The 20,112-nt window shown below is 52.6% G+C and carries 21 protein-coding genes; 13 read left to right on the top strand and 8 right to left on the bottom strand.

Annotated features, from left to right (window positions below):
• Positions 1-646 precede the first annotated feature (646 nt).
• Positions 647-1,600, top strand: a complete 954-nt coding sequence (rluC, locus tag ABLV11_RS12380; RefSeq protein ID WP_115240149.1) for a 23S rRNA pseudouridine(955/2504/2580) synthase RluC — start codon at positions 647-649, stop codon at positions 1,598-1,600.
• A gap of 11 nt (positions 1,601-1,611) precedes the next feature.
• Here the strand turns inward: rluC and ABLV11_RS12375 are convergent, their stop codons facing one another.
• Together ABLV11_RS12375 and ABLV11_RS12370 are read right to left on the bottom strand one after the other, a co-directional pair.
• On the bottom strand, positions 1,612-2,757 hold the full coding sequence (locus ABLV11_RS12375; protein ID WP_126488919.1) for an alpha/beta fold hydrolase: 1,146 nt from the start codon (positions 2,755-2,757) through the stop codon (positions 1,612-1,614).
• A gap of 222 nt (positions 2,758-2,979) precedes the next feature.
• Complete coding sequence (locus ABLV11_RS12370) at positions 2,980-3,564, bottom strand: nucleoside triphosphate pyrophosphatase (protein ID WP_004101073.1); 585 nt, start codon at positions 3,562-3,564, stop codon at positions 2,980-2,982.
• 141 nt (positions 3,565-3,705) lie between these two features.
• On the opposite strand from ABLV11_RS12370, the gene yceD reads away from it, so the two are divergent.
• The 8 genes from yceD (at position 3,706) to fabF (ending at position 10,194) form a co-directional block, all read left to right on the top strand.
• Positions 3,706-4,227 (top strand): 23S rRNA accumulation protein YceD, encoded by a 522-nt coding sequence (gene yceD, locus ABLV11_RS12365; protein ID WP_004101075.1) that lies wholly within the window; start codon positions 3,706-3,708, stop codon positions 4,225-4,227.
• Between the two features lie 16 nt (positions 4,228-4,243).
• On the top strand, positions 4,244-4,417 hold the full coding sequence (gene rpmF / locus ABLV11_RS12360; RefSeq protein WP_004101077.1) for a 50S ribosomal protein L32: 174 nt from the start codon (positions 4,244-4,246) through the stop codon (positions 4,415-4,417).
• Positions 4,418-4,619: 202 nt separating this feature from the next.
• On the top strand, positions 4,620-5,717 hold the full coding sequence (gene plsX, locus ABLV11_RS12355) for a phosphate acyltransferase PlsX (RefSeq protein ID WP_105890067.1): 1,098 nt from the start codon (positions 4,620-4,622) through the stop codon (positions 5,715-5,717).
• A gap of 53 nt (positions 5,718-5,770) precedes the next feature.
• Positions 5,771-6,724: a beta-ketoacyl-ACP synthase III gene (locus ABLV11_RS12350; RefSeq protein WP_126488921.1), complete on the top strand. Its 954-nt coding sequence runs from the start codon at positions 5,771-5,773 to the stop codon at positions 6,722-6,724.
• A gap of 15 nt (positions 6,725-6,739) precedes the next feature.
• Complete coding sequence (gene fabD / locus ABLV11_RS12345) at positions 6,740-7,669, top strand: ACP S-malonyltransferase (protein WP_126488922.1); 930 nt, start codon at positions 6,740-6,742, stop codon at positions 7,667-7,669.
• 12 nt (positions 7,670-7,681) lie between these two features.
• A complete protein-coding gene (gene fabG / locus ABLV11_RS12340; RefSeq protein ID WP_004101082.1) occupies positions 7,682-8,416 on the top strand; it encodes a 3-oxoacyl-ACP reductase FabG in 735 nt (244 codons plus the stop codon).
• A 210-nt stretch (positions 8,417-8,626) separates the two neighbouring features.
• Positions 8,627-8,863: an acyl carrier protein gene (acpP, locus tag ABLV11_RS12335; RefSeq protein WP_000103754.1), complete on the top strand. Its 237-nt coding sequence runs from the start codon at positions 8,627-8,629 to the stop codon at positions 8,861-8,863.
• Positions 8,864-8,952: 89 nt separating this feature from the next.
• Positions 8,953-10,194 carry a beta-ketoacyl-ACP synthase II gene (fabF, locus tag ABLV11_RS12330; RefSeq protein ID WP_004101085.1) on the top strand — a complete coding sequence of 414 codons (1,242 nt, stop codon included), beginning with the start codon at positions 8,953-8,955 and terminating at the stop codon, positions 10,192-10,194.
• 102 nt (positions 10,195-10,296) lie between these two features.
• On the opposite strand, the gene ABLV11_RS12325 is transcribed toward fabF, so the two are convergent.
• From ABLV11_RS12325 to ABLV11_RS12300, 6 genes are all read right to left on the bottom strand, one after another.
• On the bottom strand, positions 10,297-10,767 hold the full coding sequence (locus tag ABLV11_RS12325) for a fimbrial protein (protein WP_224250560.1): 471 nt from the start codon (positions 10,765-10,767) through the stop codon (positions 10,297-10,299).
• Positions 10,768-10,848: 81 nt separating this feature from the next.
• Complete coding sequence (locus tag ABLV11_RS12320) at positions 10,849-11,358, bottom strand: fimbrial protein (protein ID WP_126488923.1); 510 nt, start codon at positions 11,356-11,358, stop codon at positions 10,849-10,851.
• A gap of 13 nt (positions 11,359-11,371) precedes the next feature.
• Complete coding sequence (locus ABLV11_RS12315) at positions 11,372-12,349, bottom strand: fimbrial protein (RefSeq protein WP_126488924.1); 978 nt, start codon at positions 12,347-12,349, stop codon at positions 11,372-11,374.
• A gap of 20 nt (positions 12,350-12,369) precedes the next feature.
• Positions 12,370-14,922, bottom strand: a complete 2,553-nt coding sequence (locus tag ABLV11_RS12310) for a fimbria/pilus outer membrane usher protein (protein WP_126488925.1) — start codon at positions 14,920-14,922, stop codon at positions 12,370-12,372.
• Between the two features lie 34 nt (positions 14,923-14,956).
• Complete coding sequence (locus tag ABLV11_RS12305; RefSeq protein WP_126488926.1) at positions 14,957-15,631, bottom strand: molecular chaperone; 675 nt, start codon at positions 15,629-15,631, stop codon at positions 14,957-14,959.
• Positions 15,632-15,706: 75 nt separating this feature from the next.
• Positions 15,707-16,249 (bottom strand): fimbrial protein, encoded by a 543-nt coding sequence (locus tag ABLV11_RS12300; RefSeq protein ID WP_070557371.1) that lies wholly within the window; start codon positions 16,247-16,249, stop codon positions 15,707-15,709.
• Between the two features lie 394 nt (positions 16,250-16,643).
• Between ABLV11_RS12300 and pabC the strand changes: the two genes are divergently transcribed.
• From pabC to holB, 4 genes are read left to right on the top strand one after another with little or no spacing between them, the layout of a single operon-like run.
• Positions 16,644-17,453, top strand: a complete 810-nt coding sequence (pabC, locus tag ABLV11_RS12295; RefSeq protein WP_105890073.1) for an aminodeoxychorismate lyase — start codon at positions 16,644-16,646, stop codon at positions 17,451-17,453.
• 2 nt (positions 17,454-17,455) lie between these two features.
• A complete protein-coding gene (gene yceG / locus ABLV11_RS12290; RefSeq protein WP_105890074.1) occupies positions 17,456-18,478 on the top strand; it encodes a cell division protein YceG in 1,023 nt (340 codons plus the stop codon).
• Positions 18,468-19,109: a dTMP kinase gene (tmk, locus tag ABLV11_RS12285; protein WP_004101099.1), complete on the top strand. Its 642-nt coding sequence runs from the start codon at positions 18,468-18,470 to the stop codon at positions 19,107-19,109. The genes yceG and tmk overlap by 11 nt, the downstream gene beginning before the upstream one ends.
• The gene (gene holB, locus ABLV11_RS12280) at positions 19,106-20,110 is read left to right on the top strand and encodes a DNA polymerase III subunit delta' (protein WP_017146123.1); all 1,005 of its coding nucleotides are present in this window, start codon (positions 19,106-19,108) and stop codon (positions 20,108-20,110) included. Before tmk ends, holB begins: the two co-directional genes overlap by 4 nt.
• Positions 20,111-20,112: the final 2 nt, after the last annotated feature.

Here is a 20,112-nt window from a genome sequence, read left to right as displayed (position 1 = left end):
CGCCTTACCGGGGGAAACCGATGGCCTCGTGTCTGTTTCACGTCGCCAACCTCACGGTTGTCGCGCGCTTAAGAGGCGCAGAGTGTCGGTCGCCTGTATTTCAAACGGAAACACAGCGCAATTATCAGGGGAACTGCCTGGGATGTATCACCAGAGAAGATTCCATTTATACCCATCGTTTTTCAAGCAGCAGGCGTGGCGGCTTAACCTGCTCATTCTAATCATTTGATCGAAATGAGCGCCGGGATATCCCAGTGTGAACGCCTTCCTGCGACGTGAAATCCATAGAGCCTGTACCGGTAAGGACTGCAACCCGCAGCCCGCTAACTGTCTGAAAGATCAATACGTCTTACGCCATTGCTGCGTTGATGATCGGTCAGACAAAATTGGTCATTCCGCTAATTTCTTGTTCTAACAAGTTTCAGCACGGAAAACGGCATCATTATTCCATTGCTAAGCTCGTTATAGCAAGTTGACTTTCACCTTTTATCACCCGGTTACCCACAGTTTTTTCACCCGCGTATACGGATTGTTCTAATAACAAACAAAACGATGATGAAGCATGCGGCGAAAACCGGATGATAATAAATATAAGCATATAAAAATGAGTGGCGCTAATGCGTCGGGCTATTTAGAATCGCGCACCATGAAAACTGAGATCCCAAGCGTAAAAATGGTTGCCATTGCTGATGATGAAGCAGGGCAACGTATCGACAACTTTTTGCGTACGCAGCTGAAGGGCGTACCAAAGAGCATGATTTATCGCATCTTGCGAAAAGGCGAGGTGCGGGTCAATAAAAAGCGCGTCAAGCCTGAGTATAAGCTGGAAGCCGGCGACGAAGTGCGCATTCCGCCGGTCCGCGTCGCGGAGAAAGAAGAAGAGGCGGTCTCTCCCCACCTGCAGAAAGTTGCTGCGCTGGCCGATGTGATTTTATATGAAGACGATCATATTCTGGTGCTTAATAAACCTTCCGGGACAGCGGTACACGGCGGCAGCGGGTTGAGCTTCGGCGTGATTGAAGGTCTGCGCGCGCTGCGCCCGGAAGCGCGCTTCCTTGAGCTGGTGCATCGCCTCGATCGCGATACCTCTGGCGTTCTGTTGGTCGCCAAAAAGCGTTCCGCGCTGCGTTCCCTGCACGAGCAGCTGCGCGACAAAGGAATGCAAAAAGACTACCTGGCGCTGGTGCGCGGGCAGTGGCAGTCCCACACTAAAGTGGTGCAGGCTCCGCTGCTGAAGAATATTCTGCAGAGCGGTGAACGCATCGTGCGGGTTAACCAGGAGGGGAAACCGTCGGAAACGCGTTTTAAAGTCGAAGAGCGTTATCCCCATGCGACCCTGGTGCGCTGCAGCCCGGTAACCGGCCGTACCCATCAAATCCGCGTGCATACCCAATATGCCGGTCACCCTATCGCTTTTGACGATCGCTACGGCGACCGGGAATTCGATAAGCAGCTGTCAGGCACCGGCCTTAACCGGCTGTTTCTGCACGCGGCGGCGCTGAAGTTTACGCATCCGGGTACAGGGGAAGTGATGCGTGTTGAAGCGCCTTTAGATAACCAGCTTAAGCGTTGCCTGCAGGTTTTACGTAACGCGAAGTGATACGGACTTGCTCAGGGCTTGAGCCACTTATCAAGCCAGGGGAACACTTCATCCTGCTGTTCTTGATAAAAGACGTGGCCCAGTTCCGGCCACGTTCTGGTCTCCAGCTTATCCTGCGCGTTCTGTGACGCCCATACGTTATGCACCTTAGCGAAGGCGTCATTAACGGCTGCAGCGGGAAACAGCTTATCCTGCGCTCCGCTATAAATCAGCATCGGCCTGGGCGCTGCAATGCTGGCGATGTCGGGAATATCAAGATGTCCGGCCAGGCCCGGATGAAGCATATAAAACGCCGATTGACCGCGCAGAACGTTGTTGCCTGGCTGCATCAGGCCGTTCCAGGTACCAAACCAGGAGATCGCGGCAGTGGCGGCGACTTTGTCAGACAGGGCGGCCAGTTGCCAGGCGCGAAAACCGCCCATTGAAAAACCCAGTACCCCGATGCGTTTATTATCAACCTCTTTTAACGTACTGACGAAATTCACGGTTCGCAGATCTTCATAGGCGACTTCCCCTGCCAGCGAGCGCCCAAGGTTAAAATAGTTACTGGCCAGCGCCTGCTGCTGCTCGTAGGTCATGGGGCCGCGATCCCCCCAGCCCGGGCTATCAATAGCGATGACAACATAACCGCGCTGCGCCAGCTCATCGCCGATGAACCGACCGCTGAAAAATTTATCTGCCCATGCCTCGGCGCTGGCCAGGCGTGCGGCATCCCGCAAAGGACGAATCAGTTTCTCCTTGCCTATGTCAAATTTTGAGCCATGGTCGTGCAGCAGGACAATGGCCGGGTGAGGGCCTGCTGATTTGGGCGTTAACATCAGAGCGGCAATCCGGTTTTCATCTGTGACGTTAAATGCCAGTTTCTCGGCGCGATAGGTGCCCCGATCTTCGCTCATCAGCGTTTGTGGGGTGAACGGGCTTGCTGATGTCGGCGTTAGCAGGGATTGCCGAAGCAGCGTGCGGGCGTGCTCTCGCCATTGATCGAAATGACGATACTTTCCAGAGAGCCACGAGTCCGGATACGTCATCTGCGCTTTCAACTGCTGCCAGGAGGCGGGTAAATTGCCTTCTACGACGCCCTGGCGCTGCCAGTCGTTCGCGTTGACGCTGGCGGCGGCCAGCAGGGTGAGGGTCAAAAGCGTAGCGCGAAAAGGCATAGTGGCTCCATTTTTAAAATAAAACGTTGTTTTATTATTTTAATGGTGCGGCAAAAATAAACTGTGACAGGTAAGGCATTACTGTTGTGGGGGAGGACGCGTTGAACTGCTGCGTGGCGTTAAACAAACCCGACGCGGATGGAGCAGTGACTTAAGTTCTTGATAAACGGCATTATGGCATCGGGAAAAACACACTCTCTCCGATGCCATGCGTCATTATGTTCAGGTGAGCAGGGGATTGAATCCTTCCCGGCGCAGCATTTGACATAACGCGATGAGCGGTAAACCGACCAGCGCGTTAGGATCGCGGCCCTCCAGTCTCTCGAACAGCGTGATGCCTAATCCTTCGCTTTTGAAACTGCCGGCGCACTGCAGCGGATTTTCTTTGCGGATATAGCTTTCAATTTCCCGATCGCTTAAATGGCGGAAGTGGACGTCAAAGGGTTCACATTCAGTTTGTAGATGACCCCTGGCAGAGTTATATAGCGCGAGGCCGGTGTAGAACGTGACGATGGTGCCGCTGGCCTTTCTCAACTGGCGATGGGCGTTCTCTTCGGTATGCGGTTTGCCGGTAATTTCACCGTCCAGGACACAAACCTGATCGGAGCCTATAATGAGGTGCTGCGGATAGCGTGCGGCGAGGGCCTGCGCTTTTGCCTGCGCCAGACGCATCACCAGCTGGCGGGCGGGCTCGCCGGGCAGCGGGGTTTCATCTACGTCCGGCGCCGCGCATTCAAAAGGCACCGACAGCTTTTCCAGCAGCATTCGCCGCCAGGGCGAGGTTGACGCGAGGATCAGTTCAGACATATTTTTTCATCCACATATAGCGCTTCGCAGAGCATCATTTTAAACTATGCGCCGCAATGTGTGCGAATAAATGGCAAAAGGCAACCTGAGGCTGCCTTTTTCTTTGACTCTATGACGTTACAAAGTTAATATGCGCGCCCTATGCAAAAGGTAAAATTACCCCTGACTCTCGATCCGGTTCGCACGGCTCAAAAGCGCTTAGATTACCAAGGTATCTATACCCGTGATCAGGCTGTGCGCGTCGCTGATTCTGTTGTCAGCGTGGACAGCGATGTGGAATGCAGCATGTCGTTCGCTATTGATAACCAGCGTCTTGCCGTTTTAAGCGGCGATGCGACGGTGTCGGTAACCCTCGAATGTCAGCGTTGCGGGAAACCGTTCCCCCATCATGTTCACACAACGTATTGTTTCAGCCCCGTCAGAAATGACGAACAGGCCGAGGCACTGCCGGAAGCGTATGAGCCGATTGAGGTTAACGAATTCGGTGAAATCGATCTGCTGGCGCTGGTTGAAGATGAAATTATCCTCTCCTTGCCTGTAGTTCCGGTGCATGATTCTGAACACTGTGAAGTGTCCGACGCGGACATGGTCTTTGGTGAACTGCCTGAAGAGGCACAAAAACCAAATCCATTTGCCGTATTAGCCAGCTTAAAGCATAAGTAATTGAGGAGTAAGGTCCATGGCCGTACAACAGAATAAACCAACCCGTTCCAAACGTGGCATGCGTCGTTCCCATGACGCTCTGACCGCAGTCACCAGCCTGTCTGTAGACAAAGCTTCTGGTGAAAAACACCTGCGTCACCACATCACTGCCGACGGTTTCTACCGCGGTCGCAAGGTCATCGCTAAGTAATCACGCATTACTCCATGGATTTCGCGTTGCAAGAAGACGCAAGCGAGAGAAGCGCCGGGAGCATAGCTCACTATGTGACTGGTGTGAACGAGCGCAGTCAACGCACTTGCAGCGCGAAAGACGAAGAGTAAAAGCGTGATGAAGCTTAGTGAGGATCTCCCCGGGTAACTGGGGAATAACCGAACCGAGCAGCGACGATACCTTGACACGTCTAACCCTGGCGTTAGATGTCATGGGCGGGGATTTTGGCCCTTCCGTGACAGTGCCTGCAGCATTGCAGGCACTGAACTCTAATTCACAACTCACACTTCTTTTAGTCGGCGATCCCGACACTATCGCGCCATTACTTGCCAAAGCTGATTTTGAACAACGTTCACGTCTGCAGGTTATCCCTGCGCAGTCAGTTATTGCCAGTGATGCCCGGCCCGCGCAAGCGATTCGCGCCAGCCGCGGTAGCTCAATGCGCATTGCGCTGGAGTTAGTAAAAGAAGGGCGGGCGCAGGCCTGCGTCAGCGCGGGTAATACCGGAGCGCTAATGGGGCTGGCGAAGCTGTTGCTCAAACCCATTGAGGGGATTGAGCGCCCTGCGCTGGTTACCATGCTGCCGCACCAGCTGAAGGGCAAAACGGTGGTGCTGGATTTAGGCGCCAACGTGGATTGCGATAGCACTATGCTGGTGCAGTTTGCCGTCATGGGGGCGGTCCTTGCGGAAGAAGTTATTGGTATTAAGGATCCCCGCGTTGCGCTTCTGAATATCGGCGAAGAAGAGATGAAAGGTCTCAGCAGCATTCGCGACGCGGCGGCCGTTTTGAAAACTTTGCCAACCCTCAACTATATTGGGTATCTGGAAGCCAACGAGTTGTTGACGGGTAAAACGGATGTGTTGGTTTGTGATGGATTCACGGGCAACGTCACATTAAAAACGATGGAAGGTGTTGTCAGAATGTTCCTTTCACTGTTGAAATCACAGGGAGAGGGGAAAAAAAGGTCGTGGTGGCTGCTTTTATTAAAGCGTTGGTTACAAAAAAGCCTGTCGAGGCGATTCAGTCACCTCAACCCCGACCAGTATAATGGTGCCTGTCTGTTAGGATTACGCGGTTCCGTGATCAAAAGTCATGGGGCTGCCAATCAGCGCGCTTTTTGCGTGGCGATAGAGCAGGCAGTGCAGGCTGTGCAGCGGCAGATTCCTCAGCGAATTGCCGCTCGCCTGGAATCTTTATACCCTGCAGGTTTCGAATTGCCTGAGGACGGCAGAAGCGGGGACGCCAGGCCTCAAAGCCCGGTGACCGGAAACGACTGACGCCTCGCAGTTTGAGTTAACCAGGTATATTACCCAAGAGTGACTGAGCGTACATGTATACGAAGATTATTGGTACCGGCAGCTATCTGCCTGAGCACGTGCGTACGAACGCTGAACTGGAAAATATGGTCGATACGTCAGACGAGTGGATTGTCACTCGTACCGGTATCCGTGAGCGTCGTATTGCCGCGCCGAACGAAACAGTTGCTACCATGGGCCTTGAAGCCGCTAAGCATGCACTGGATATGGCGGGCGTAAAGCCGGAGCAAATTGGTCTGATTATTGTTGCGACCACCTCCGGTACCCATGCGTTTCCCAGTTCGGCTTGCCAGATTCAATCAATGCTGGGTATTAAAGGTTGCCCGGCTTTCGACGTCGCTGCGGCCTGCGCGGGTTTCACCTACGCGCTCAGCGTTGCCGATCAATACGTGAAAAACGGCGCGGTCGATTACGCGCTGGTGATCGGCGCTGATGTCCTGGCGCGTACCTGCGATCCTGCCGATCGCGGAACCATTATCATTTTCGGCGACGGCGCAGGTGCCGTGGTGCTGGGGGCTTCCGAAGAGCCGGGTATTATCTCTACGCATCTGCATGCGGACGGGAGCTACGGCGAACTGCTGACGCTGCCGAACGCCGATCGCATCGATCCGGAAAACCCGATCTTCCTGACCATGGCGGGCAACGAAGTCTTTAAAGTGGCCGTGACCGAACTGGCTCATATCGTCGATGAAACTTTAGCTGCGAATAATCTCGAGCGTTCGTCGCTGGACTGGCTGGTGCCACATCAGGCTAACCTGCGTATTATCAGCGCCACGGCGAAGAAGCTGGGCATGTCGATGGACAACGTCGTCGTCACGCTCGACAGGCACGGTAATACTTCAGCCGCTTCTGTGCCTTGTGCGCTGGATGAAGCCGTGCGCGATGGCCGCATTCAACGTGGTCAGCTTATTCTGCTGGAAGCCTTTGGTGGCGGTTTCACCTGGGGTTCCGCGCTGGTTCGTTTTTAGGATAAGGATTTAAACATGACGCAATTTGCTTTTGTTTTCCCGGGACAGGGCTCTCAGAGTGTCGGGATGCTGTCAGATATGGCGGCCGCTTACCCGGTAATCGAAGAGACGTTCCGTGAAGCCTCTGCGGCGTTGGGTTACGATCTGTGGGCGCTTGCACAGCAGGGCCCGGCGGAAGAACTAAATAAAACCTGGCAGACCCAACCGGCGCTGCTGACCGCTTCCGTTGCGCTCTATCGCGTCTGGCAGCAGCAGGGCGGAAAAGAGCCGATGATGCTGGCTGGCCATAGCCTTGGCGAATATTCAGCGCTGGTATGCGCGGGCGTTATCAATTTTACCGACGCCGTTCGCCTTGTTGAACTGCGCGGTAAGTTCATGCAGGAAGCGGTTCCGGAAGGTACCGGGGCGATGTCTGCGATCATCGGTCTTGACGATGCTGCGATTGCGAAAGCCTGCGAAGAGTCTGCCGAAGGGCAGGTGGTTTCTCCAGTGAACTTTAACTCGCCGGGTCAGGTCGTTATTGCCGGTAATAAAGAGGCCGTAGAACGCGCAGGGGCGGCCTGTAAGGCTGCAGGCGCTAAACGTGCTCTACCGCTGCCGGTCAGCGTCCCATCCCACTGCGCGCTGATGAAGCCCGCAGCGGAGAAACTGGCCGTTGAGCTGCAAAAAATAACCTTCAACGCGCCAGCTATTCCGGTCGTGAATAACGTTGACGTGAAAAGTGAAACGGCGCCTGAAGCTATTCGCGATGCCCTTGTCCGTCAGCTGTATAGCCCGGTTCAGTGGACCAAAACCGTTGAATTTATGGCATCACAGGGCGTAGAGCATCTGTATGAAGTTGGCCCGGGTAAAGTCCTCACCGGTCTGACTAAACGTATTGTTGACACCCTGACCGCTTCCGCGCTTAACGAGCCGGCAGCTATGTCTGCGGCGCTTGAGCAATAAAAGAGGAAAACCATGAGTTTTGAAGGAAAAATCGCGCTGGTTACCGGTGCAAGTCGCGGGATTGGCCGCGCAATCGCTGAGACGCTCGTCGCCCGTGGGGCAAAAGTTATCGGTACTGCGACCAGCGAAAGCGGCGCGCAGGCGATTAGCGATTATTTAGGTGCTAACGGGAAAGGCATGCTGCTGAATGTGACCGATCCTGCATCTATCGAATCTGTTCTGGGAAATATTCGCGCAGAATTTGGTGAAGTTGATATCCTGGTGAACAATGCCGGGATTACTCGTGATAACCTGTTAATGCGCATGAAAGATGACGAGTGGAACGATATTATCGAAACCAACCTGTCATCTGTTTTCCGTCTGTCAAAAGCGGTAATGCGCGCTATGATGAAAAAGCGTCATGGACGTATTATCACTATCGGTTCTGTGGTTGGTACCATGGGAAATGCGGGTCAGGCCAACTACGCTGCGGCGAAAGCGGGTCTGATTGGCTTCAGTAAATCACTGGCTCGCGAAGTTGCGTCCCGCGGTATTACTGTAAACGTTGTTGCTCCGGGCTTTATTGAAACGGACATGACGCGTGCGCTGACCGATGAGCAGCGTGCGGGTACGCTGGCGGCAGTTCCTGCGGGGCGCCTTGGCTCTCCAAATGAAATCGCCAGCGCGGTGGCATTTTTAGCCTCTGACGAAGCGAGTTACATCACTGGTGAAACTCTGCACGTCAACGGCGGAATGTACATGGTCTGACCGAGATTTGCGCAAAACGTTCAGGAACCGCGCAGTCCGTGCGGTTCTCTGTAATGTTTTGTACAAAATCATTTGCGTTATGAGGGCAAACAGCCGCAAAATAGCGTAAAATCGTGGTAAGACCTGCCGGGATTTAGTTGCAAATTTTTCAACATTTTATACACTACGAAAACCATCGCGAAAGCGAGTTTTGATAGGAAATTTAAGAGTATGAGCACTATCGAAGAACGCGTTAAGAAAATTATCGGCGAACAGCTGGGCGTTAAGCAGGAAGAAGTTACCAACAATGCTTCCTTCGTTGAAGACCTGGGCGCTGATTCTCTTGACACCGTTGAGCTGGTAATGGCTCTGGAAGAAGAGTTTGATACTGAGATTCCGGACGAAGAAGCTGAGAAAATCACTACTGTTCAGGCTGCCATTGATTACATCAACGGCCACCAGGCGTAAGTGAACATCTCCAGGCGGTCACTCGACCGCCTGAGTTTTATCCATATTTTGTCCCACAAGAATCTATTTTCCCTCCCTGGAGGACAACCGTGTCTAAGCGTCGTGTAGTTGTGACCGGACTGGGCATGTTGTCTCCTGTCGGCAATACCGTAGAGTCTACCTGGAAAGCTCTCCTTGCCGGTCAGAGTGGCATCAGCCTGATCGACCATTTCGATACTAGCGCCTATGCAACGAAATTTGCTGGCTTAGTAAAGGATTTTAACTGTGATGACTTCATCTCGCGTAAAGAACAGCGCAAGATGGACGCCTTCATTCAATATGGAATTGTCGCTGGCATTCAGGCCATGCAGGATTCTGGCCTTGAAGTGACGGAAGAGAATGCTACCCGCATCGGTGCCGCTATTGGTTCCGGTATTGGCGGACTTGGCCTGATCGAAGAAAACCACAGTTCGCTGGTAAAAGGCGGACCGCGTAAGATCAGCCCGTTCTTTGTTCCTTCCACAATCGTTAACATGGTGGCCGGGCATCTGACCATCATGTTTGGTCTGCGTGGACCAAGCATTTCCATCGCGACCGCCTGCACCTCTGGCGTCCACAATATTGGTCACGCAGCGCGCGTTATCGCTTATGGTGATGCTGACGCAATGGTTGCCGGTGGCGCAGAAAAAGCCAGTACCCCTCTGGGCGTAGGCGGCTTCGGTGCAGCGCGCGCTCTCTCCACGCGCAATGACAACCCGCAGGCGGCAAGCCGTCCATGGGATAAAGAGCGTGATGGTTTCGTACTGGGCGACGGCGCAGGCATGGTCGTGCTGGAAGAGTACGAACACGCGAAAAAACGCGGTGCGAAAATCTATGCGGAAATCGTCGGTTTTGGTATGAGCAGCGATGCCTACCATATGACTTCACCGCCGGAAGATGGCGCTGGCGCAGCGCTGGCGATGGTTAACGCTATTCGCGACGCGGGCATTGAAGCAAGCCAGATTGGCTACGTCAACGCTCACGGGACTTCTACGCCGGCAGGCGATAAAGCAGAAGCGCAGGCGGTGAAATCCGTCTTCGGCGACGCAGCCAGCCGCGTAATGGTCAGCTCGACTAAATCTATGACCGGCCACCTGCTGGGCGCGGCGGGCGCAGTAGAGTCTATCTACTCCATCCTTGCGCTGCGCGATCAGGCCGTTCCGCCAACCATTAACCTGGATAACCCGGATGAAGGTTGCGACCTGGACTTCGTTCCGCACGAAGCGCGCCAGGTTAGCGGAATGGAGTATACCCTGTGTAACTCCTTTGGCTTCGGTGGTACCAACGGCTCGCTGATTTTCAAGCGCGTCTAGCGGTCGATGCAGTCAATAAAAAACGGCACGTTTATACGTGCCGTTTTTTTATGCCTGCCGTTCGATGGCACAGGCTTTCGCTATCAAGGCGTCAGCGTAATGTTATTTGTAGGTCACAGTAAGTAACAGGGTTGAATGAAAACTCCCTCCGGTGACGCGATCGGAGGTGGCATACATTCGAGAGGATAACTCGATGGTTCTTCCTGTTTCATAAGCAGTTCCAGTCATTCCGCCAAAGCAATTTTGCAAATAACCACCATCTTTGCCAAAGGCCGATTGTAGTGCAATACCTGTGGCACTCCCGTCATTTTTTGCCAGACATTTATTGGATGGATCTGGCGTACCGGAGAAGTCAACAATTATGTCCGTTGTTGACGGTGGGCAAGAGGTGAATACGATGGCGTAATTCTGCCATTCGCTGGCATCACCTGCCCTGGTAAAATCAGATGTCTTTGAATCCGGGAATGTAATTGTCTGATTGAGCGAATGTGCAGTATCTACCGTGCAGGCAGAGGCGACCACCGTACCCGTTAGATTGATGTCTGTCGCAAATGCCGGAACGGCGGTCATCATTATCCCGAGCGCGGGCGTAAGCCATGAGATAACCTCTATTATTCGCAGTCTCATTCTTTATATCCGGTCTCTTACGTTATTCTACGGATAGGTAATGGTAGCCTGTACCTGCGCTGAAATGGTGCCTGGCATAGGATTCCCTTTAGATACCGCACGGGCGCGCATGACGATAATGTAGGCGCCTCCTACTTCCAGATTTTCCAGAGTTGTCCCATTTTTGAAGGCCGTTTCTGACACCGTATCGGTTAATTCAACCATGACGCGTTGGGCGGTACCGGTATTCTTATAATAAGCCGGCTCGTCATCATCGCTAATGCCCGTAAATGTCACATTAAAAAGTCTGGCCGAAGGCGGGCAAATCAGCACAAGTTCAGCCTGTTTCCATTCACTGCCACTGCCAGGCTCAAAGATATCGCCGGCCCGAATAGAATCACCCAGATCAATAGAAAGGGAGTCATTACCGTCATTGACCTGGCAAGGAGAGGCGATAACTTTTCCCGTGATATCGATATTGACCGCGTGACTTAAAGGCGTGAATAATCCGCAGCTGGCGGTAACTAAGGTTGCCAGAAGTCCTTGTTTAATTTTCATTTTCTTTCCTTGTTTAGTTATAGGTTAATTTGAGTTCGATAGCTGACTTCACTTCGCCAGCCGTCACGCTTGCAGTATTCTCAATATAATAAGCAACTTTAAATTCAGGGATTTCATATTCACCTGATCCCGTGTAATCACTGAGTGCTATTGAGCTATTAACCGTATGGGGCGTTCCGTCGGCATTCTGGACCTGAATGTAAACGTTTTGCGCGTAGCCATCGCCATTAACGGCGTTGAGTATTCCATTTGAGGCATCGCGCGCGCCGTAAACTGCACTAAAGTTATAAGAAATACCGTCAATAGCGCCGGGACAGTTGATTAATTTGATGGTCGGAGCTTCAGTAATAGTTTGCGCACCATTTTTCAGCTTATTACCGTAAAGCGCCGGAAGCTTTATCTCCGTCGGCGCGTCTACCGTGCAGGAAGTTGTTTTAGGTTGCGAGGCAATCGTTGAGCTATAAATACCGTGAGTGAATACAGCGGTACCCCTTCCATCTGGGTTGTAAAAAGTGGCAGTTACCTGCGGTGCGCTGGTAATTTTGCCGGCAGGGATCTTATTTGCCAGCCTGACAAGTCGGTATTTTACGTGGACGTAAGTGCTTATATCTGCAGCGACCTGCTGTCCTAAATTGAAGCGACTATTCAGAGTCGATTCTGTGCCTCCACCCGCGTCAGTCAGTGTATCAACGCTCGTTTTATATTGAATGCCAATACCCGGATTGCTGGTTGCGTAGATATTGTCACCAACCAGGGTTCCGTTAATTGAAAGGGCAATATAAGAGCCAGTTGTATCACTCCTGGATATCGTTGTCGGTAGCGATCCCGCTTCTTCCCAGTGGGTCGTTTCTCCAGGGTTAGCTGGCAGCGTGAAATCATCAAATTTATAGTTCATTACGCTTCCCCTGACGGCATCAAAATAGTCTGCATGCGCGGGAAAGAGGGCAAAAAAATTGATTGCCGCGATGGGTAAATAGAGTTTTGCTTTCATCTCGTGGCGCCTTTTCCTTTCTATTGGCAGGAGGATGTTAGTTCAGCGACCCCGCTTGCGGGGACGACGTCAGGTAGCTGCCAGAGAAACTCGCACTGTTCTGAAGCTGTTTGCCCCCATTTTGCCGTGGCGGTACCTTTTGTCGGCATGCCGGTAAGATAAACTTGCCCGCCGTCGCCGACGATAGAACCGGACGGCTTGTCGACGCCGTTGATTGAGACCATAGCGCCAAAGGGGACGATGCCACCGCTGCGGCGAATAAGCGTCATTAATACTCGTTTGCCGACGTGAGTCGCAAAGTGGGTGCGGACGATGGCTCCACGAGTAGGTGTAACGGTTTGTGAGGTCAGCTCAACGTCGGCGTTACCCGGGAGCGTCGCCGTATCCAGGGAAATTACGCTTTCACGATAGGGGGATATATACGGAACTATGGTATAGCCACGAAAATCCGTTTTTACACCCGTTTGATTCATTACCGTTACGCCGTCAGCGCCGGGCGCTTCGACCAGGGCAGCGGTTTCGCCCAACTCCTGACTGAACGTCAGGCCGTTAGCATGGGCGACAAGTCCGCCATCAATGCCATAGTTGACTCGGCGCTGATCGCGGTCATAGCTGTACGCCGAATTGACCCGTGCATAGGTGCCCTGATAGTCAAGACTGGCATAACCACCATTGCCTTCACCGTGATTTGTCTGGCTTTGCTGGATATTCCAGTTCAGATTGTTGTCTGCCAGCGTAGAGCCATTCATCCCCAGATTATGGCTGGTGCTGCCGTGCTTACTGGTGTTCAGACTGTAGGTAGCGTAGTTATTACCTGACCAGAGATCGAAAGGAACATTGATGTTAAATGAGAAGATCTGATCTTTGTCATAAACTTTTTTATTGTCGGTATCGGTGGTGTTTTCGTTATAGCTATAGTTGAGGTTGTAAGTTACTCCTGCCCAGTTGTTACTATATCCCACGCTGATAGAGCGCATTTTACGCTCGCTATTCCAGTAATCCTCACTCATCATGTTGAGGGTGAGCGAACCCAGGTTTTGGCTGATATTCTGGTTAAGCTGAAGTTCGGCGCGATTGCGACGGCGATCGTTTTGACTTTTCCAGTCGTTATCGCGCCACGTATCCAGCACCTCTGCCAGGCTATAGTAGCCCGAGGTTGAGTACCGATAGCCAGCAATTGAGAAATTGGTTCCCGTTTCAATAATGTTTTTACTGTAGCGTACGCGCCATGATTGACCGCTTTCTTTGCTTTCGTCCTGTTTTCTCGACCATGCCTGCGCGCTGTCTATCGATAGCGCTCCCAGCATTCCAAAATTCTTACCTGCCCCCAGAAGAACGGACTGGTAATGTTGAGAGAACTGACCGCCGCTATAAACGGTAAAGCCTGCCGGTAGACCGTAAATGACTGTCCCTTGCGTAAACGTTTCTTTATTAATATCGCTGTCATAAGGGCGGTACTGGCCGCTGGTCAGACTATATTTCAACCGGCCTTCACGCTGCAGTACGGGAAGGGAGGCAAACGCGATTTTCTGATGTTGTTCGCTGCCGTCAGCTTCTTTAATGGTGACGTCAAAGTCGCCGCTGCTGCCTGTGGGGTACATGTCGGTAATCTCAAACGCTCCCGGAGATACGTAGCTCTGATAGATGGTATAGCCGTTCTGTTTAACGATTACCTGAGCGTTAGTACGGGCAATACCGCGAACAACAGGCGCATAGCCGCGGAGGCTATCGGGAAGCATATCGTCATCTGAAGCGAGCTGCGCACCGCGGAAGGGGACGCTATCGAAGATGTCTGACGGCGCGGTGCTGTCGCCAATTGTGAGCTGGCTTTTCAGGGCGATGATATTGCGCTGTGCATAGGTATAGAGTGAATCCCAGCTCTCCTGTGCTTGCCCACCGCTGCTGTTACGGTTCCAGGTCGTATAGTTGCGGATTCGCCAGGGGCCGATATTAAAACCGGGTCTTAAGTTCAGATAATAGCTGTTCGAGTCCTCAGCGCCGCGTTGACGAGCTTCGGTATTGGCACCGCTAAAGTCATAGTTCAGTAGTAGCGCATTAATTCCTTCATCAAGCCGCTCCGGAGCCACATAGCCGCGGGCATGGTTGTTTAATGCAGCTTGTGGAATAGAGAGACGTAGCTGCTGTCGATCGAAGACAAATTCCGCGCTGGCCAGGGGAATAACCTGGATATTGGCACAATCTTTATCGTCAGCAAGCTGAGGAAATGACTGTGTACGGATACCAAATTTTTGTAATGCCTCAAGGCTAAGACAGGGCTGGAGCGTAGAGTTACCCTGGCTATCTTTTTGCATTACAAAGTCAATATCATATAGACCGACTGATGTTTTATTGACGATAACGTCAACATGATAGTTTCCCGGCATCTGGCCGACGCCTTCTTCAAAAGCAGAGAGGTCGGTTAAATCCTTTCCCGGCCCATCGATCCCGAGAAAGGCCGGATTAAAATACTCGCGAGCAAGCGCGGTATTATGAACAGTTAAGGCACTCTGCAGGGCAATAAAGCAGGCGATACGACTGAGCGTTATTTTCTTTTTGTAGGCGTCTACATTCATCCCGATATCCTTTCGGTGCTAACACAGGTTAGCGTTATAAACGTGCTCGATGCTCTTTCCCGACGGAGCCATAATCAGTAATCAGCGTCCATACCACGTCGCCGCTCGCGCCGGCAGGAATGGTAAAGCTAGCCGAGCTCTTCGGCGAAACCCAGGCGGCATTTTTCACCGAAGTATTACCCATTTTGATGGTACTGAAATTCATGTAATACGCCGTTGGGTTGCTAACAATCAGTGTATTACCGTTACGCTGCCAGGTTAATTTTTCGGCAATATCTTTCGGCATTTTGATAAGCGCCTGGGGGCGATATATCAACTTGATGCGCGTTTTTATGGCTATTTGCAGGCTATTTACATTATCCTGCTTCTCGGTTGAAGGAATAGATTTAATATTCATCCAGTATAGAGACTCCCGGTCCTCAGGTAAGTTACCGCCGGTTCGAATTATTCTTAGCGTGTTCTCTTGTCCAGGCCCGAGACGAAAGAGCGGTGGAGTAACCATAAAGGGGGATTTATCGTTGTTTTTTTCTCCGCTATCGCTCCAGGATTGTATCAGGTATGATGATTTGTCAGGATTTTTTACGCTAATTGAAGTCTCTTTTTTATCGCCGTTATAAATAACGCGCGTTCCACCGATAATAACGCCGGCTTGAGCTGATACTGTCATCATTAATAGCGTTGTGGCAATTAATACTAAGCTTTTTTTCATTGGCAATATCCCGAAAAATAAAGCCGGATTTCCGGCCTTATTTTTTGTGGTCGTGATAACTGAAGAAAGAGGCGATTAGTTGTAGGTCAGCGTGAAGTTTACGGTGCCATTAGCATCACCGGCTTTCACTGTATCTGTGGTTGCGATATAGCGAGCGAAGAAGTTAAGAGTGGTTTCTTCAGCTGCATTGTTGCTAATAGTTACCGGCCTGGAAGACGTGCCCAGCGGCAGCGCCGAGGTGTCGTCATTGAGTAACTGAATCGCCACGCCTTCAGCAACATTTTCACTACCCGCACCGGTCAGCTGTAAATAATCGGTATTGATGCTATCCGGAGTACCATCATATTTAACGCTAATCGGCTTACCTAACAGGTCTTCCGGACATTCGGTTAATACCAGCGAAAAACGGGTGGTCGCAGCGGTGTCGCCAGCAGCCGGCAGTGCAGTTTTAGAGACCTCACCGAGTTTCACATCCTGCGCGCTGGTGACTCCGCCGTTAATTTTACAACCGGTTTCTGTTATTTTACCGGTAAAATTAATCTGGCCATCCTGTGCGGTTGCAGAAGAGGCAATCCCCATGGCGGCAAAAAAAGCGATAGTAGCTAATTTTAATTTCATTGATGAGTCCTTGATAAAGATAAGTGACGATGATTTTTCCATTTCATCGATAGGGAAATAATAATCGTACAGAATTTAATATTAATTTCGGGCAATTTGATTATAGGTATTCTTAGTGATGTGGGTAGCTATGTTTTCTAAAACTGGATTGTAGATTTTTTTAAAAATCAATATTTATTATGTGATTTTTCATGTGAATAGTATTACTTGATGTGTATCCTTATTATTTCTCTGAATACTTTGATGGAAGGTAAAATCAGTTTTTGTGGATTATGAATTCACTAATTATGGCAACTAAACAAGTAGGCACAGAAGGGTTTATTGATTTGTACAGATGGTTGCATAATGCGTCCTCTGAAGGCACTCTTATCGTTATTAATAATGAGGGGGGTGAATGTATCTACTGAATGGCGCATGGGCGAATGTGTTACCGGTGAACGATCGCGGCGTGCAGTTTGGCGATGGCTGTTTTACCACCGCGCGAATTGTGGCGGGACAGGTTCAGTTCCTCAACGCACACCTGACTCGGTTACAAACGACCTGCAAAAAGCTCTTTATCCCCTTTAACGACTGGGAATTGTTGGCCGGGGAGATGGCACGCCTTGCGCAGCCCCATTCTGATGGCGTGCTGAAAGCGATCATCACGCGCGGAGTGGGCGGTCGAGGCTATAGCGCCGCAGGCTGCGTAAATCCCAGCCGCATCCTCAGCGTATCGCCTTACCCGGCTCACTACCACCGCTGGCGTAAAGAAGGGATCTCCGTCTCGCTGAGCCCGGTTCAGCTGGGATGTAACCCTTTACTTGCCGGACTCAAACACCTTAATCGCCTTGAGCAGGTGCTGATTCGTTCTCATCTTGAGCAGACGGACGCCGATGAGGCGCTGGTCCTTGACAGCGAAGGGTGGCTTACGGAATGCTGTGCCGCGAACATATTCTGGCGTACAGGCTTTGACGTCTTTACCCCGCGCCTCGATCGGGCGGGAGTCAACGGCATTATGCGTCAGCACATTCTCGCTAAGCTGGCACCATCGCCGTTTCGCGTTGTTGAAGTCACCATGCGCCCCGATGCGTTGAGCGAAGCCGACGAGGTCATTGTCTGTAACGCATTGATGCCGCTGGTGCCGGTTCGCCGCTGGGACGATAAATGCTGGTCCGCGCGCGAGCTTTACCATTTTTTAGCCCCCTTGTGTGAGCTGTCTGATTAGTCATGAAGAAAATGTTACGTTTCATCCTGCTATTGGTGGTGGTGCTGGGCATCGCTGCCGGCGTCGGTATGTGGAAAGTTCGCCAGCTGGCGGACAGCAAATTACTGATTAAAGAGGAGACCATCTTTACGCTCGAGACCGGCACAGGTCGCCAGGCGCTTGGGCAGCAGCTCTATAGCGATAAAGTGATCAACCGACCTCGGGTGTTTCAGTGGCTGCTGCGCATTGAGCCCGAGCTATCCCACTTTAAAGCCGGAACCTATCGCTTCACGCCTGAAATGACGGTACGTCAAATGCTGCAGCTGTTAGCCAGCGGCAAAGAGGCCCAGTTTCCGCTACGTTTCGTGGAAGGGATGCGGGTGAGCGACTACCTGCGCCAGCTGCGCGATGCGCCCTACGTAAAGCATACGCTGGCGGACGATCGCTATGAAACCGTCGCAAAGGCTCTCGATCTGGAGCATCCCGATTGGGTCGAAGGATGGTTCTGGCCGGATACCTGGATGTATACCGCCAACACCAGCGATGTGGCGATCCTTAAGCGCGCGCATCAGAAGATGGTTGCCGCGGTCGATAAAGCCTGGGAAGGGCGGATGGATAATCTGCCGTACAAAGATAAAAATCAGCTGCTGACCATGGCCTCGATCATTGAGAAAGAGACCGCAGTGGCCGAAGAGCGCGACCGCGTAGCCTCGGTGTTTATCAACCGCTTACGTATCGGCATGCGTCTGCAAACCGATCCGACCGTGATTTACGGCATGGGTGAGGGTTATAATGGTAAGTTGACGCGTAAAGACCTGGAAACCCCAACCGCTTACAACACCTATGTCATTAACGGCATGCCGCCCGGCCCGATAGCCGCGCCGGGAGAAGCCTCGCTGAACGCCGCCGCGCATCCGGCAAAAACGCCGTACCTCTATTTTGTCGCGGACGGGAAGGGCGGACATACGTTTAATACCAACCTGATCGGCCATAACCGCTCGGTCCAGGATTATCTGAAAGTACTTAAGGAAAAAAATGCGCAGTAACTATATCGTCATCGAGGGCCTGGAGGGCGCAGGGAAAACCACCGCACGTAATCTTGTGGTAGAGACGCTAAAACAGCTGGGCATTAGCGACATGGTGTTTACCCGCGAGCCGGGTGGCACTATCCTGGCCGAGAAGCTGCGCAGCCTGGTGCTGGATATACAGTCCACCGGCGATGAAGTTATCAATGATAAAGCCGAAGTACTGATGTTTTACGCGGCGCGCGTGCAGCTGGTTGAGACGGTGATTAAACCCGCGCTGGCCCGCGGCCAGTGGGTCATTGGCGATCGTCACGATCTCTCGACCCAGGCCTATCAGGGCGGCGGCCGCGGTATCGACCAAACGATGCTGGCAACCCTGCGCGATGCGGTACTGGGCGATTTTCGTCCCAATCTGACGCTCTACCTGGATGTGACTCCCGAAGTAGGGCTGAAGCGCGCCCGCGCTCGCGGCGAACTCGACCGTATCGAACAGGAGTCGCTCGATTTCTTTAACCGCACGCGCGCGCGCTACCTTGAGCTGGCGGCGCAGGACGACACCATTCGCACCGTTGACGCCACCCAGCCGCTTGAGGCCGTTGAGCGCGATATCCGCGCGGTGGTGAATCAGTGGGTCGCGGAGCAGCGCGCATGAAATGGTATCCGTGGTTACGTCCGTCTTTTGAACAGCTCGTTTCCGGCTATCAGGCGGGACGGGGTCACCATGCGCTACTGGTTCAGGCGCTGCCGGGTATGGGAAGCGATGCGTTAATTTACGCGCTGTGTCGTTTTCTGATGTGCCGGCAGCCGGAGGGGCATAAAAGCTGCGGTCGATGCCATAGCTGTCAGCTGATGCAAGCCGGGACGCATCCGGATTATTATGCGTTGATCCCGGAAAAGGGGAAGAGCTCGCTCGGGATTGACGCCGTGCGTGAAGTGAGCGAAAAACTCTATGAACGAGCCCGTCTGGGCGGCGCAAAGGTCGTCTGGATAGACGATGCCGCTCTGCTGACCGACGCGGCGGCCAACGCCCTGCTGAAAACGCTGGAGGAGCCGCCGGAAAATACATGGTTCTTCCTTGCCTGTCAGGAGCCTGCACGACTGCTGGCCACGTTGCGCAGCCGCTGCCGGTTACATCATCTTGCTCCGCCTTCTGAACAGTATGCGCTGGCGTGGTTAGAGCGAGAAGTGACAATGTCACAAGATGCATTGCTCGCGGCGCTGCGGCTTAGCGCCAATGCCCCGGCGGCGGCGCTGGATCTGCTGCAGGACGCTCACTGGAGCGTGCGGCTGCAGCTTTGCCAGACCCTGGGTGCTGTTTTAACCCACGGCGACTGGCTGTCTCTGCTGCCGGTATTGAATCATGAGCAGGCCGCGATTCGTCTGCATTGGCTGGCATCACTGCTGGTCGATGCACAAAAAAGGCAGCAGGGAATTACGCTTATCAGCAATCCCGATGCCTGGCCTCTGGTGAATCAACTGGCCGCTGCGCTGCCGGCCGCGCGTTTACAGGCGATCGCGTGCGACGTTAACGCCTGCCGCGAGCAGTTGCTGAGCGTTGTCGGTATCAATCGCGAACTGCTGCTTACCGAGCGCCTTCTGCGCTGGGAACATTACCTGCAACCTGGGGCGGTCCTTCCCGTATCCCACCTCTGAGA

This window comes from Klebsiella sp. GW_Kp181, from assembly GCF_040062315.1.
Taxonomy (GTDB): Bacteria; Pseudomonadota; Gammaproteobacteria; order Enterobacterales; family Enterobacteriaceae; genus Klebsiella; species Klebsiella oxytoca.
This window is presented reverse-complemented; position numbering and strand designations above follow the sequence as displayed.

Coding starts and splice junctions, on each gene's coding strand:
- rluC (WP_115240149.1), top strand. CDS start 647: ATGAAAACTGAGATCCCAAGCGTAAAAATGGTTGCCATTGCTGATGAT.
- ABLV11_RS12375 (WP_126488919.1), bottom strand. CDS start 2,757: ATGCCTTTTCGCGCTACGCTTTTGACCCTCACCCTGCTGGCCGCCGCC.
- ABLV11_RS12370 (WP_004101073.1), bottom strand. CDS start 3,564: ATGTCTGAACTGATCCTCGCGTCAACCTCGCCCTGGCGGCGAATGCTG.
- yceD (WP_004101075.1), top strand. CDS start 3,706: ATGCAAAAGGTAAAATTACCCCTGACTCTCGATCCGGTTCGCACGGCT.
- rpmF (WP_004101077.1), top strand. CDS start 4,244: ATGGCCGTACAACAGAATAAACCAACCCGTTCCAAACGTGGCATGCGT.
- ABLV11_RS12350 (WP_126488921.1), top strand. CDS start 5,771: ATGTATACGAAGATTATTGGTACCGGCAGCTATCTGCCTGAGCACGTG.
- fabD (WP_126488922.1), top strand. CDS start 6,740: ATGACGCAATTTGCTTTTGTTTTCCCGGGACAGGGCTCTCAGAGTGTC.
- fabG (WP_004101082.1), top strand. CDS start 7,682: ATGAGTTTTGAAGGAAAAATCGCGCTGGTTACCGGTGCAAGTCGCGGG.
- acpP (WP_000103754.1), top strand. CDS start 8,627: ATGAGCACTATCGAAGAACGCGTTAAGAAAATTATCGGCGAACAGCTG.
- ABLV11_RS12325 (WP_224250560.1), bottom strand. CDS start 10,767: ATGATGACCGCCGTTCCGGCATTTGCGACAGACATCAATCTAACGGGT.
- ABLV11_RS12320 (WP_126488923.1), bottom strand. CDS start 11,358: ATGAAAATTAAACAAGGACTTCTGGCAACCTTAGTTACCGCCAGCTGC.
- ABLV11_RS12315 (WP_126488924.1), bottom strand. CDS start 12,349: ATGAAAGCAAAACTCTATTTACCCATCGCGGCAATCAATTTTTTTGCC.
- ABLV11_RS12310 (WP_126488925.1), bottom strand. CDS start 14,922: ATGAATGTAGACGCCTACAAAAAGAAAATAACGCTCAGTCGTATCGCC.
- ABLV11_RS12305 (WP_126488926.1), bottom strand. CDS start 15,631: ATGAAAAAAAGCTTAGTATTAATTGCCACAACGCTATTAATGATGACA.
- ABLV11_RS12300 (WP_070557371.1), bottom strand. CDS start 16,249: ATGAAATTAAAATTAGCTACTATCGCTTTTTTTGCCGCCATGGGGATT.
- pabC (WP_105890073.1), top strand. CDS start 16,644: ATGTATCTACTGAATGGCGCATGGGCGAATGTGTTACCGGTGAACGAT.
- yceG (WP_105890074.1), top strand. CDS start 17,456: ATGAAGAAAATGTTACGTTTCATCCTGCTATTGGTGGTGGTGCTGGGC.
- tmk (WP_004101099.1), top strand. CDS start 18,468: ATGCGCAGTAACTATATCGTCATCGAGGGCCTGGAGGGCGCAGGGAAA.
- holB (WP_017146123.1), top strand. CDS start 19,106: ATGAAATGGTATCCGTGGTTACGTCCGTCTTTTGAACAGCTCGTTTCC.